Origin of the sequence: Dialister sp. i34-0019-2H8 (assembly GCF_042846925.1) — a bacterium.
GTDB lineage: Bacteria > Bacillota > Negativicutes > Veillonellales > Dialisteraceae > Dialister.
The window spans coordinates 615,530-629,265 of sequence record NZ_BAABYQ010000001.1 but is presented as its reverse complement, the minus strand read 5'-3'; the positions used below and the strand labels follow the sequence as shown (position 1 = coordinate 629,265).

The window sequence follows — 13,736 nt, the reverse complement described above, 5'->3', positions numbered from 1 at the left end:
TTTAGACTTCAAATTTTAGATTTCTGATGTCTCCAAATCTCCATGTCCAGTCCTTGATCCCTAGTCACTAATCACTTACCTGCTAAACCCCGGAAATTTCTTTTCGCAGATGGCGATCATGGCTTCTGCAGTACCTTCGAGCGTGAGGTCGCCATTATCAAGAAGGATGGCGTCCTCTGCCTGCTTCAGGGGGGAGATCTCTCGGTGACTGTCCATGTAGTCGCGCTTTGCCACATCGGCTTCGATGTCTTCGAGCGAAAGCTCCGGGTGCTGGGCTTCGAGCTCTTTGAAGCGGCGAAGCGCACGGGTGTGGACGGAGGCGGTGAGGAAGATCTTCACATCAGCCTTCGGCAGGACAGTCGTCCCGATGTCACGGCCGTCAAGAACGATGCCACCCTTTTCGGCCTGGCGGCGCTGGATGGCGACCATCGCCGTGCGCACGCCGCCGATGGCGGAAACTTCCGATACATGCCCGGAGACTTCCGGCGTGCGGATGAAGGGCGTCACATCTTCGCCATCCACGATGACGTGCATGGCATCCATGCCGGGCTTCACTTCCATATCGAGGGCTTTTGTCATAGCGGTGATCTCCGCCGGATCTGTCAGACCCTTCTTCAGGGCTTCATAGGCGACGGCGCGATACATCGCTCCGGTATCGAGATAGGCATAGCCAAGGCGTGATGCAAGGATCTTCGATACGCTGCTCTTGCCGGCCCCCGCCGGGCCGTCGATGGCGATGGATAATTTTCGCATAAATGATGATCTCCTTTATATGAATTGGTTGGTTCAGGGTTAGCCCGTAGGGCGTGCCGTTCCTTGATCGTGGATGAAATCTTTGCTCGAATGAGAAATTAGGAATTAGGAATGAAGATGGCGGCTTCGCCGCGAATATATAATTATGGGGCGATGCCCGAAGGCAGTATTTAGTCACCCCAATCACTAGTCACTCGAGGCACTTAATCCCTGCTTTCACACATCCATCGTTTATCGCTCTGCAAGGAAGATTTCTCGCTTCGCTCGAAATGACGATACGGGAGTCTGAAGTCTTTTAGTCACCAGTTCCCCTGCGTCCCTAATCCCTAGCCACTAGTCACTAGCCACTAGTCACTAGCCACTAGTCCCTGCCGGCTGCACTTTCCGCTGCCAGATGTCCGGTCGAGAAGGCCGCCTGCAGATTGTAGCCGCCGGTGAAGGCGTGGATGTCAAGGACTTCTCCTGCGAAGTAGAGCCCTGCCACTTTCTTTGATTCCATGGTGGACGGATTCACTTCTTTGACGGAGATGCCGCCGGCTGTCACGATGGCTTCCTCGATGGGACGAGTGCCTGTGATGGTGAGCTTCATGGACTTCATCGTCTGCACGAGGGACGCGCGCTGGGCTTTCTTGAGCTCGCTGACAGGAAGGTCCCGAGAGATACCTGCCAGTGAGAGTACGACGTCGATCATGCGATGCGGGAGAAGCTCGACAAGAGCGCCGGCCATCTGCTTCAGGTGATGCTTTTCCAGATCTCTCAGGACACGCTTATCGAGGACTTCCTGCGTGAGCGCAGGCTTGAGATCGAGCGTCGCTTCCACGGGATGTCCCTGTGAGAGCCAGAGGGAGGCTTTATCCGAGAGGGAGAGCACAATGGGACCGGTGATCCCGAAATGGGTGAAGAGCATCTCTCCGAATTCCTCTGCCTTTCTGCGCCCGCCGGCGGAAAGAGACAGTGTGACATTCTTGAGCGAGAGCCCCTGCAGGTCTTTGGGCCAGCTTTCCTTCGTGATGAGAGGAATGAGGGCAGGACGGATGGTCGTGACCTTGTGCCCGATCTCCCCAGCCATCCGATACCCGTCTCCCGTCGAGCCCGTACGCGGGTACGAAGCGCCGCCGGTCGTCAGGATCACGGCATCGGCATCGTAGCGTCCCTTCTTCGTGACGACGCCCTTCGCCCTGCCGTCTATGACGACGATATGAGACACCGGCTCCTCCAAGTGAAGCTCGACCTTCTTTTCTTTGAGAAGGCGCATGAAAAGGTGGCGCACCTCCTGTGCATCATCGCTGGCAGGGAAGACACGTCCGCCGCGCTCGACCTTGGTCACAAGACCGTAGCCATGGAGCAGCTCCAGCAGGTCTGTATTCGAGAAGGCTTCGTAGGCACTGTAGAGAAATTTCCCATTGCCCGGTGTCTTCCCGATGAAATCCATGATGGGCGCGCTGTTGGTCAGATTGCAGCGGCCTTTGCCGGTGATGCCCATCTTCAGGCCGACCTTCGGCATTTTTTCAAAGAGCATGACCTTGGCTCCCCGGTCCGCTGCCGTGACAGCGGCCAGAAGTCCCGCCACACCGGCTCCGATGACGGCGATCTTTTTATTTGTGGAGCTCATACAGTTTCTTGACCTCCTCCAAGGACAGGCGGCGGTATTCCCCGCGGGAGACGCCGGCAAGCGTCAGGAAGCTGTACTGCACGCGCTTCAGTCCGAATACAGGATAGTGGAACGCCGCCATCATTTTACGGATCTCACGGTTCTTCCCTTCGTGGAGCGTCATGCGTACCTTTGTCTTATTCTTCTCCTTGTCATAGCCCAGGACTTCGATCTCGCACGGCGCAGTCACTCCGCTGTCGATGCGCACGCCCTTCGACATTTTATCTGCCAGCTTCAGTGAATATTTCCCACGGACTGTGACTTCATATACCTTTTTGACCTCATGCTTCGGATGCGTCAGGATGTTGTCGAGCTCGCCGTCATTCGTCATGAGGAGCAGTCCTTCGGAGTGATAGTCAAGACGTCCGACAGGGAAAATGCGCTCACGTATATTTCTGAAATAGTCCATGACCGTGCGCCGCCCCTGCGGGTCGGTGACAGACGTGATGACATTATCCGGCTTGTAGAAGAGGAAATAGCGTTTCCGCTCAGGGCGGATGCGTTCTCCGGCGACCTCTATACGATCGGAAACGGGATCAGCTTCGCTCCCCAGCTCGCGGATGACCTTGCCATTCACACGGACCTGTCCCGCTGCGATCAATTCTTCAGCCTTGCGGCGGGAGCAGATGCCCGCATGGCTCAATACCTTCTGTAAACGTTCTTTCAAAATAGTTCTCCTTCTTCCAGTCCTTCTCGCCAGCGCATCCGAAGCTCATTCACATCTGAAAGCCCGGTGCAGGCGAGGAAACGCTTCGTCGTACCATAAAGGATCGGCCGTCCGGGGATATCCAGACGTCCTCTTTCTTCGATGAGGCCCTTCTCCATGAGGAGCCCCAGCACACGGCCTGCCGTCACGCCGCGGATCTTCTCGATCTCGACTCGCGTCACAGGCTCTTTGCAGGCCACCACCGCCAGCGTCTCCAGCGCCGCAGCCGAGAGCGGCGTCTGTTTGCCCAGAAGGGAGGAGAGCCAGGTGTCATATTTCTTTTTCGTCGCCAGCATGTACCCCGCGCCCGTGTGATGGAGCGTCAAACCGGAGTCTGGCTTTTCATATTTTTCAGTCAGCAGCGTGAGTGCTTTCTCGATCATCTGAGAGTCTTCGCCCACGGCCTTTGCCATGTCGGTCAGGGAGACAGGGCTCCCCTTCGCAAAAAGAAAGGCTTCGATGAGTGCTGATAACTGAAGCAATGTATTTGTCATAAATGTCCTTTTTTGAGATCGAGAGTCAAGAAGAATGGAAATCGCAGGTCTCTTGCCTCCAGCGGGCGCAAAGGGCGCGGCTTGGCCTATCACCCTTTGAAAGCGCCGCAGCATGTCGATACCTGTCGAGTCTTTGGAGACTGCCAAGCCCCTTACACCGCCCTCATTCCTCATTCCTGATCCTCTTTGCGCTTTCGCCGCTTACAATTTCCAGTCCCCCTGCGCCTTCGATCACGCCAGCCTCGCCAAGGCGAATCAGTTCAAGGAGTGCCACGAGTGTGACGGCGAGGCGGAGGCGTGTCTTCAGCCGCCGGAAATACTGCGTGAAGTCCACACGGCGAAGTCGCGAGAGCGTCTCTTTCAGCGTCTCCATCTCCTGCTCCATCGACACCTCCTCGGGGGCGAGGATTTCTTCTTTCTCTTCATGGAGAGAGTCATAGAGCGAGAGGAAGGCCGCTCGCAGCTTCAGGAGGGAGATCCGCCCCTGATACAGCCCGCCCTTCACAGCCTCGGGCTCTTTCTTCCAGTACGGCCTTTCGGCATCGATGAGCTCCTCGATACGTCCCTTGATCTCCTTCATCCGCTTGAATTCTTCGAGTGACCTCACGAGCTCAGCTCTCGGGTCTTCCGTCTCATCGGCCGCCTCCTGCCTCCGCTTCGGGAGCAGCATCCGCGACTTGATGAAGATGAGTGTCGAAGCCATGGCGAAGAAACTGCTCGCCAGCTCCAGATCGAACGCCTGCGCCCTTCTGAGGTAAGCAAGATACTGCTCGGTGATCTCATGGATCGGTATGTCGTGAATATCGATCCGATTCTTCGTCACAAGGTGCAGCAAAAGATCCAGCGGCCCTTCGAAGACAGGAAGATTCACCTGATATTCTTTTTCGATCGCTCCCGCCTCCTTGCGCGCACCACCCCATCATGAATGTACTCTACTATATTATCATAAATCGAATCATTTGTTGATAGAATTATAAGTTCAGGGGGTAGCCCGTGGGCGTGCTGTTCCTTGATCGGGGATGAACGCTCTGCTCGAATTAGGAATGAGGAATTAGGAATGAGGAATGAAGGTGGCGGCTTCGCCGCGAATATAATATGGGGCGATGCCCGAAGGTCTTGAGGATAACAGGTTTCCCGTTTAGGGTTTACAAACATAATCCGCCTGATCGTGAACGAAAAAGATTTCTCGACTTCGCTCGAAATGACGACGGCGCGAAGCGCTATCAAAATTCTGCGGCGCTTTTGATTTTTATGCGCCGCACCACCACTCCTCACTCCAACTAGAGAGCCGAGCTTTCATTCATAATCAGTGGACGGAGCCGTCCCAGGGCTAACCCTGAACCCATCAACCTGAACCCTGAACCCCCAACTTATGTTACAATACCTCTAAAAGGAGCTGATACCCATGAACGATCCCCACCACCTTCCCCCCTTCACGAAAGCGCTTTTAGACTTTGCAAAAGAAGCGCGCGATGATTTCTGTACGCCGGGACACCACAGCGGCGCACTGTTTGATGAAATCCCTGAAGGACGCGCCTTTGTCTCCGCGCTCGGTGAAGGCGCTTTTACAGCGGACATCTCGGACTCTTCTTCCGTCATCGGGGATCCGTCCTCTCACGAAGGCGTCTCCGGAGAGGCAGAAGCCCTCGCCGCGAGCGTGTATGGGAGCGACCGCTGTTTCTTCGTCTTGGGCGGCACCTCCGCCTCGAACCGCATCGCGATCAGCGCGCTCGTCTCAGAGGGCGACCTCATTCTTTTCGACAGGAATAACCACAAGTCTGCCTCGCAGGCCGCACTCGCCGCCGCAGGCGGACTTCCTGTCTATCTCGCCTCCGAGCGAAATGAAAGCGGCATCATCGGCGGACTGACGGAAGAAACGCTTGACCCCGTCCGCCTCCGCGAGAAAGCGGCCATGCTCTCGCCCGCCGCGGGGAAAAAGCAGCGCCCCTACCGCCTTGCCTGCCTCCAGCTCTCCACCTATGACGGCCTCTTTCTGAATGCCAGAGAGCTTCTTCGCCGCATCGGCTCCCTCTGTGACTACATCCTCTTCGACGGCGCATGGGCCGGCTACGAAAATTTTCTCCCACTCCTTCAGGATTCTGCCGTCCTCACCTTCCCCCTGACGAAAGACGATCCCGGCATCCTTGTGACGCAGTCCGTCCACAAGCAGCTTGCCGGATTCTCCATGACGAGCCAGCTTCACAAGAAGGACAGCCACCTGCGGGGGATGGCGCGCTACCTCGAGGATGACGTCCTGCAGGCTGCCTTTCTCATGCATATATCGACTTCCCCTTACTATCCGCTCCTTGCCGGGCTGGAAATGAATGCGTACCTGCACCAGAAGAAAGGAAAGGAGCTCTGGCAAGAAGCCGCGATCACGGCGACAGAGCTGAAGAGAGCCATCCTCAAACACTGCCGCTTCCTTCGGCCATTCACCGCTCCCACGGTGCGCGCCGCTTCCTGGGACGCCCATCCGGCAGAAGAGATCCTCTCAGATCCCGCCTTCTTTGCGATTTCCCCCAAAGACACCTGGCACGGCTTCTCCCATATCGCAAAAAACCTCTACCTCACCGATCCCTGCAAGGTACTCCTTGTGACAGACCCGCTCCCCGCGCCGCTTCTTTCCCATTTTCTCGAAAGCCGCCATGTGACAGTGGAGAAATCTGATTTCCACACCCTCCTCTTCCTCATCGAGCCGGGTGATACAAAGGAAAAGCAGGAACACCTCCTCTCCCTTCTTCAGGAATGCGAAGCGGCCTATGAGGCCAATACACCGATGTCCGTCTTTGCGCCGGACGTCACCTGCCTTCCGGGCGAGGGGCTGAAAGACTTCTCCCTGCGCTATCAGGACTTCCTTTGCCGGGAAGGAGCCGCCCGCCTTACGCAGGCGCTCTTCGATGAAGATCATTTCCCCAAAGCCATGCTCACCGGGAAAGAAGCCCATCAGGCCTTCCTCAAAGGAGCACGCGAGCGCGTCCCACTTCCGAAAGCCAAAGGGCGCGTATCTTTGGAAATGATCCTCCCCTATCCCCCCGGTATCACCGTCTTAGAGCCCGGCGAGGTCTGGACTGACGAGGCACTTTCCTATTTTCTCTTCCTGCAGAAATACAAGAGCGCCTTCCCTGACTTTTCCCCCGAAATACTCGGTGTGCATGGAAACGGAAATGACGCGTATGTATGGGTGCTTAAAAACCAGAAAGAGGGGAACTAAGGAAGCACTGATAAAATACCCCTTTCAGGCATCGCCCACATTTATGTTTGCAGCGAAGCTGTCCCCTTCCCTGTTGAACCTGCTGCCCCCTTTACATCGAAAAAGGCTGCGCCTTCCGGCGCAACCTTTGCTTTAGTCCTTAAACGGATCCTCCTCCGCATTGCGGTTATTCAAGATCTCATCAAGCGTCTTCATCGGACACATGGAGCCGCACATCGTACAGGTCGCTTCATCCTCCGGGATGCTGCTCTCTCTGTAGCGACGCGCCTTGCCCGGGTCGATGGCGAGCGGGATCATGCGATGGAAGTCCACCTTGCGGCGTGCCCAGCTCATTTCTTCATCCCATTTTTCTGCGCCTTTCACCCCCTTGGCGAGGTCCGCGGCGTGGCAGGCGATCTTCGAAGCCACGATCCCTTCGTGTACATCATCCAGATCCGGCAGACGCAGATGCTCCGCCGGAGTGACGTAGCAGAGGAAGTCTGCCCCGCATGCTGCCGACAGCGTCCCCCCGATCGCCGCGGTGATGTGATCATAGCCCGGCGCCACATCGGTGACGATCGGCCCCAGGACATAGAGAGGCGCCTGGTGAGTGAGCTTCTTTGCGATCTCCACATTCATGCGGATATCCGAGATCGGCATATGCCCCGGGCCTTCCACCATGACCTGTACCCCCGCCTTGCGCGCACGCACGACCAGCTCACCCAGATTGATCAGCTCCGAGATCTGCACGGCATCTGTCGAGTCATGCCCGCAGCCGCTGCGGCATCCATCGCCCAAAGACAGTGTGACATCATACTTCTTCAAAAGCAGCAGCAGACGGTCAAACTGTTCGTAGAAAGGATTCTCCTTCCCGTGCATGTACATCCACGCAAAGAGCACCGAGCCGCCGCGCGAGACCAGATTTGTGATGCGCTTATTTCTCATGATGTGCTTCGCCGTCTCACGGTTCAGCCCCGCATGGATCGTCATGAAATCCACGCCATCCTTCGCATGACGTTCCACGACAGAGAAGAGATCGTCTGCCGTCATATCCTTCAGCCCCTTGTGAAGGACGCCCTTCACATCATACATCGGCACCGTACCGATGGACGCCGGACTGTTCTTCACCAGCCATTCACGGAACGGCGCCGTCTCACCATAGCAGGACAGATCCATGATGGCCTCCGCCCCCATCTCCCAGGCGAGCTTCGCCTTCGCCTGCTCCGTGTCATAGTTACATACATCAGAAGAGATCCCCAGATTTACATTCATCTTCGTCCGAAGCCCCTTGCCGATCGCATACGGATGGAGCGATGTATGGTAAATATTCGCCGGAAGGACGATCGTCCCCTCTGCGATGCCGGAGCGGATGAATTCTGCGCTCACGCCCTCTTCACGTGCGGCTGTTTCCATTTCCTTCGTGATGATGCCTTCTCTTGCTGCTTCAAGCTGCGTCATAGTCAACCTCCAATAAAAAAATCCGCCTCCGGCGGATACTCTGTCAAAATAGAGCCCGCTTCCTTACGCCGGTATGATCCGATTCAAGTTCAAAGGGTCAGCGCTTCGCGCCTCTCAGCCCCGTAGGGCTCCCCCAGCTGGTTTCTATCTCTATTATACAGGATGTGTCAAAAAAGTGACTAGTGGCTGGGGACTTGTGACTGGGGACTTGTATCACTTAAAAAGCCGAGCTTTCGCCCGGCTTTTCATGGATAAAAAATTACCGATCTACATTACACATATCTTTTGCGACGACCCAACGGTCATATTCTTCTTCGGTCACATAGCCCAAAGCCAGAGCGGCTTCCTTCAGGGAGCTGCCGTCTGCGAAGGCCTTCTTCGAGATCTTTGCTGACTTCTCATAGCCGATGTGCGGCGCGAGTGCGGTAACGAGCATCAGGGATTTCTCCACCAGCTCTTCCATGCGGTCATGGTTGACTTCGATGCCGACGGCGCAGTGGATATTAAAGGAGTGGATGGCTTCGCCCAGGAGCTTGACGGATTCGATGAAGGCCTGTGCCAGGACCGGTGCATAAACGTTCAGCTCGAAGCGGCCCTGCGAGGAGGCCATGGAGACGACGGCCTGATTGCCATGAACGCGGCAGGCGACCATGGTCAGGGCTTCGCACTGGGTCGGGTTCACTTTGCCCGGCATGATGGAAGAACCTGGTTCGTTCGCCGGGATGGTGAGCTCACCGAGGCCGGCTCTTGGCCCGCCTGCCAGGAGGCGAAGGTCGTCAGCGATCTTCATGCAGTCCATCGCAAGAGCTTCGAGAGCGCCATGAGCGAAAACGAAGTCATCGCGTCCGGTCAGTGCATAGAATTTATTTTCCTCCGATACGAACGGAAGGCCTGTTTCTTTGGCGATCTCAGCCGATACTCTGGTGCCGAAGTCTTTCGGCGCATTGAGACCGGTACCGACAGCGGTGCCGCCGATGGCAAGCCCAAGAAGATATTTTTCCGATGCTTCGATCATATGCTGGCACTTTTCGAGCATGGTCGTCCATCCGGAGACTTCCTGTCCGAAGGTGAGCGGTACGGCGTCCTGTACATGTGTGCGGCCAATCTTGACGACGTGCATGTATTCTTCGCTCTTCTTGCGGAAGGTCGCGATCAGTTCAGCGAGCGGCTGGTAGAGGCAGCGGTGCAGGACAGAAACGGCCGCAACGTGCATAGCGGTCGGGAAGGTATCGTTCGAAGACTGAGACATGTTGACGTCATCATTCGGGTGGATGCGTGTCTCGCTGCCGACAGCTTCGAGCTTCGCATTCGCGATGTGCGCAACGACTTCATTCATGTTCATATTGCTCTGCGTGCCGGAGCCTGTCTGATACACGACGAGCGGGAATTCGCCGTTCCACTTGCCGGCGAGGATCTCGTCGCAGGCCTCTGCGATGACTTTCGCTTTTTCTTCCGAAAGCTTGCCTTCTGCGAGGTTCGCAAGGGCGGTGCATTTCTTCAGCACGGCAAACGCATGAATGATCTCTTCCGGCATGCGTGCTCCGATCTTGAAGTTTTCAGAAGAGCGCTGGGTCTGCGCGCCCCACATATGATCCGCCGGAACTTTTACTTCGCCTAAGGTGTCATGTTCGATACGATATTCCATGTTCTTTGTCCTTTCTATAAGGAAATAGAGTGTACGAAAAATGCTTCATCATTTCTCGCGTATACCTGTATTATATCATTTGAAACAGATAAAAGAAAGTCTATGCGTTGGAGTATACACTTAATGAGATTGAGGGTTCGGGGTTCAAGGTTCAGGGGTAGTACTGCCCCTTGATTGTAAGTGAAATCTTTGCTCAAATTAGGAATGAGGAATGAGAAATTGTGGTGCGGCGCAAAAAAATAATGAAGCGCCGCAGAGTTTTGATGGCGCTTCGCGCCGTCGTCATTTCGAGCGCAAGCGAGAAATCTCTATGGCAGAACGCTCATTGTTGCAGATGAGACAACACCAAGACATCGTTTCCCTTCGTCGCATACACGCTGATTCCCGCAGGGCGGTAGAGATCCCTCGGCTGCGCTCGGGATGACGATGCCGGAGAATCCTAATCCCTAATCCCCAATCCCTAGCTACCCATCCCTGCTTTCAAACTTGTGGTCGAGCCTTCGCTGCAAGTATATCAAGTATATATGGGGCGATGCCCGAAAGTGGTATTCAAGTCACCAGTCACGCGAAACTCCTAATCTCCCTCCACGGCCATTTCCAGTACCTTCCCCACGCTCTCATGGAAGACGAGGTCAGCGCGGGCGTCCTGCGCTGTCGCGTCCTGATTGATGACGACGAGAGCATCACCGCGGAAATAGGTGACGAAGCCTGCCGCCGGATAAACGACGAGGCTCGTACCGCCGATGATGAGCATATCGGCCTTGGAGATCTCATCGATCGCCTCATCGATATCATTCGTATCGAGCGCTTCTTCATAGAGCACGACGTCCGGCTTGATCACGCCGCCGCAACTGGGACAGTGCGGCACGGGCAATGCCAGAGTAAGGAGGGTCTTTGCATCATATGTCGCAAAGCATTTCTCACAGGTATTCGTCAGGATGGTGCCGTGGACCTCGATGACATTCCGGCTCCCCGCGCGCTGATGGAGACCATCGATGTTCTGCGTGATGACGGCGGAGAGCCTGCCTTCTTGCTCGAGCTTTGCCAGTGCAAAGTGCGCACGGTTCGGAGAGGCCTTTAGCATGGCTTCTGCGAACTGCTTATACATGGTGAAAAATTCCACGGGATGCTCCTCATAGAAATGGTGGGAAAGCATTTCCTCCGGCGTCCATGGGAGGCCCGTTTTCTGCCGGTAAAGGCCATTCGCTCCGCGAAAATCAGGGATGTTCGACTCCGTGGAGACCCCTGCTCCGCCGAAAAAAACGATACGGTGATGGGATGCGATCATAGCTCTCAGTTTCTCGATGTCGGTCATGTTGATGGCTCCTTTCGTGGAATAGAATCAAAGTGACTAGGGACTGGTAACTAGGGACTGGTGACTGAAGTACCACTTTCGGGCATCGCCACTATTTATACTTCGCAGCGCTTCCATACTTTTATTCGCCGCACCACCATTTCTCATTTTTCATTCAATCGATGCTTTCAAACTTAATCAAGGGTAGAGCCGCCCCAAGGGCTAACCCTGAACCCTTCTTTCTCTCATTGTATCACAATTTCTCCCTTTCTCATTGACAATTCATTCCATATGTTCTACCATCGAGATATATTTTAAAAATGTTTTTGCTCGGCCAACCTCCGCCCCTTCGGGGCACCTCCCTCCAGAGGAAGGAGGGCGTGTCTCGGGCTTCCTGCCTCATCCCCAGCTACCAGTCACAAGTCACTAGTCCCTGATTAAAAAGGAGATCCTACTATGTCCACACTTACCCTTGCGAAAGCCAAAGAGATCCTGAAGAAACACACCACAGAAGACCATCTTTTCACCCATGCGGCGGCTGTCAGCGCTGCCATGGGCGCGATGGCGAGCATCTTCGGAGGTGACAAAGATCACTGGGAAGCCATCGGCTATCTGCACGACGTCGACTACGAAGCCTTCCCGCATGAGCACTGCCATCACGTCCGCGAATTTTTGGAACCGGAAGGGGTAGACGAAGAAGACATCAAGACCATCATCTCCCACGGCTGGGGTCTCTGCAGCAATGAAGTAGAGCCGACAACTGATATCGAGAAGAGTCTTTTCACGGTCGATGAGCTGACGGGTGTCGTCATGGCGTATGCACTCATGCGCCCTGAAGGCATCAGCGGCATGGAGCTCAAAGGGCTCAAAAAGAAATTCAAGGACAAGAAATTTGCAGCTGGCTGCAACCGCGATGTGATCAAGCAGGGCTTTGCCATGCTCGGCATGGAAGCGGGCGAGGTCATGCAGGCTTGCATCGATGGCATGACCGCCCATAAGGATGAATTGGGGCTGAAGTAAAATGGTTTGGGGGCAGGGTTCAGGGTTAGCCCAAGGGCGTGCCGCCCCTTGATTACGATGGAAAGCCCCACTTGAATGAGAAATGAGAAATGCGAAATGGTGGTGCGGCGCATAAAATATGGAAGCGCCGCGGAGGTTTGAAACTAGCAGTTTTCTCGTATAGCAAACCTAATCCCTAGCCACCAGTCACTAGTCACCAGTCACCAATCTCCCAAAACAAAAAGCAGGAAATGAGAACGTCTCATTTCCTGCTTTTTTGATGCGCTATGCGCGATTAGTCTCTGTATTTTTCCGGGAGTTCGGTAGCTCTTGCTACGCCGGAAGCGATGGCTGCTTTGGCAACGGCTTTCGCTACAGCGAACGGAACCTTCGGATCGAATACGTCGACGACGACATGATCCGGGTCGAGTTTGCCGCTATGGATAGCGAGGTCTGCGAGAGCATGAGCAGCAGCGAGTTTCATTTCCTCATTGATCTGGCGGGCACGTACATCGAGAGCGCCACGGAAGAGGCCTGGGAATACGGAGGAGTTGTTGACCTGGTTCGGCATATCGCTTCTGCCGGAGCCATAGATGTAAACGCCTTTTTCTTTGGCTTCTTCGTACATGATCTCCGGTACCGGGTTTGCCATGCCGAAGACAATGCTCTTGTCGTTCATGGTCTTGATGGCTTCTACGTTGAATACGCCCGGTGCGGAGCAGCCGATGAGGACATCAGCGCCTTTGACAGCGTCAGCAAAGGTGCCCTGTTTGTTTTCCGGATTGACTTTGGCGATGAGTTCCTGCTGTACGCGGTCTCTCTTGCCATTGTCAAAGAGGATGCCTTTGGAGTTCAGGATGGTCATGTTTTCCGGTTTTACGCCGTCTTCGAGGAGCAGGCGGGCGATCGCAGTACCGGCAGCACCAGCACCATTCATGACGACTTTCACATCTTCGATCTTTTTGCCGACGACTTCGAGAGCGCCGAGGAGTGCTGCCAGAGCAGCGATCGCAGTGCCGTGCTGGTCATCGTGGAAGACCGGGATGTTCATGATCTTTTTCAGTTCGTCTTCGATGTCATAGCATTTCGGGGAAGAGATATCTTCGAGGTTGATGCCAGCGAAGTTCTTTTCGAGCAGTTTGACGGTGTGGATGAATTCCTGCGGATCCTTGGTGTCCAGAGTGATCGGGATCGCATCGATCTGTCCGAATCTCTTGTACAGTGCGGATTTGCCTTCCATGACCGGCATAGCAGCAGCTGCGCCGATATCGCCCATGCCGAGGACACGGGTGCCATCGGAAATAACGGCTACGACATTGCCTCTCCAGGTCAGTTCCAAGGACAGGTCTTCATCGTCTTTGATCGCGAGGCACGGAGCGGATACACCCGGGGTGTATACGATCGCGAGGTCGTGATTGCTTTCGACAGCAGCATTCAAGCCGGTCTTAATCATCTGATGCTTTTCTCTTCTGAGTGCGAGTGCTTCTTCTTTGAGCTTTGCAGTATCCATTGTTTCCTCCTAAAAAAAGACTGATACTTTATGCGT

General features: G+C 55.0%; 11 protein-coding genes and 1 riboswitch. Of the genes, 2 read left to right on the top strand and 9 right to left on the bottom strand.

Annotation, left to right across the window (positions count from 1 at the left end):
• Positions 1-75 precede the first annotated feature (75 nt).
• The 5 genes from cmk to ACGG9R_RS02545 all read right to left on the bottom strand — a co-directional run bounded on the left by cmk (position 76) and on the right by ACGG9R_RS02545 (position 4,475).
• Positions 76-753 (bottom strand): (d)CMP kinase, encoded by a 678-nt coding sequence (gene cmk / locus ACGG9R_RS02565; RefSeq protein WP_390151078.1) that lies wholly within the window; start codon positions 751-753, stop codon positions 76-78.
• A 361-nt stretch (positions 754-1,114) separates the two neighbouring features.
• Positions 1,115-2,365 (bottom strand): NAD(P)/FAD-dependent oxidoreductase, encoded by a 1,251-nt coding sequence (locus tag ACGG9R_RS02560; RefSeq protein ID WP_390151075.1) that lies wholly within the window; start codon positions 2,363-2,365, stop codon positions 1,115-1,117.
• On the bottom strand, positions 2,349-3,071 hold the full coding sequence (locus ACGG9R_RS02555) for a pseudouridine synthase (protein ID WP_022106396.1): 723 nt from the start codon (positions 3,069-3,071) through the stop codon (positions 2,349-2,351). The genes ACGG9R_RS02560 and ACGG9R_RS02555 overlap by 17 nt, the downstream gene beginning before the upstream one ends.
• Positions 3,068-3,604 carry an SMC-Scp complex subunit ScpB gene (scpB, locus tag ACGG9R_RS02550; RefSeq protein ID WP_390151072.1) on the bottom strand — a complete coding sequence of 179 codons (537 nt, stop codon included), beginning with the start codon at positions 3,602-3,604 and terminating at the stop codon, positions 3,068-3,070. Before scpB ends, ACGG9R_RS02555 begins: the two co-directional genes overlap by 4 nt.
• Positions 3,605-3,767: 163 nt before the next feature.
• Positions 3,768-4,475: a segregation and condensation protein A gene (locus tag ACGG9R_RS02545; RefSeq protein ID WP_390151069.1), complete on the bottom strand. Its 708-nt coding sequence runs from the start codon at positions 4,473-4,475 to the stop codon at positions 3,768-3,770.
• Positions 4,476-5,009: 534 nt separating this feature from the next.
• On the opposite strand from ACGG9R_RS02545, the gene ACGG9R_RS02540 reads away from it, so the two are divergent.
• Positions 5,010-6,815, top strand: coding sequence for an ornithine decarboxylase (locus tag ACGG9R_RS02540; protein WP_390151066.1), 1,806 nt, complete (start codon positions 5,010-5,012; stop codon positions 6,813-6,815).
• Positions 6,816-6,947: 132 nt separating this feature from the next.
• Here ACGG9R_RS02540 and thiC read toward each other — a convergent pair whose 3' ends face one another.
• The 3 genes from thiC to ACGG9R_RS02525 form a co-directional block, all read right to left on the bottom strand.
• Entirely contained in the window at positions 6,948-8,252 is a 1,305-nt protein-coding gene (gene thiC, locus ACGG9R_RS02535) for a phosphomethylpyrimidine synthase ThiC (protein WP_390151064.1), read from the bottom strand.
• A 43-nt stretch (positions 8,253-8,295) separates the two neighbouring features.
• A riboswitch (TPP riboswitch) is annotated at positions 8,296-8,397 on the bottom strand.
• Positions 8,398-8,511: 114 nt separating this feature from the next.
• Complete coding sequence (gene fumC / locus ACGG9R_RS02530) at positions 8,512-9,897, bottom strand: class II fumarate hydratase (RefSeq protein WP_390151061.1); 1,386 nt, start codon at positions 9,895-9,897, stop codon at positions 8,512-8,514.
• Positions 9,898-10,471: 574 nt separating this feature from the next.
• A complete protein-coding gene (locus tag ACGG9R_RS02525; RefSeq protein WP_390151058.1) occupies positions 10,472-11,212 on the bottom strand; it encodes an NAD-dependent protein deacylase in 741 nt (246 codons plus the stop codon).
• A gap of 435 nt (positions 11,213-11,647) precedes the next feature.
• Here ACGG9R_RS02525 and ACGG9R_RS02520 point away from each other — a divergent pair, with 435 nt between their 5' ends.
• Positions 11,648-12,211: an HD domain-containing protein gene (locus ACGG9R_RS02520; RefSeq protein WP_390151055.1), complete on the top strand. Its 564-nt coding sequence runs from the start codon at positions 11,648-11,650 to the stop codon at positions 12,209-12,211.
• 274 nt (positions 12,212-12,485) lie between these two features.
• Here the strand turns inward: ACGG9R_RS02520 and ACGG9R_RS02515 are convergent, their stop codons facing one another.
• Complete coding sequence (locus tag ACGG9R_RS02515; protein WP_390151052.1) at positions 12,486-13,700, bottom strand: NADP-dependent malic enzyme; 1,215 nt, start codon at positions 13,698-13,700, stop codon at positions 12,486-12,488.
• Positions 13,701-13,736 lie beyond the last annotated feature (36 nt).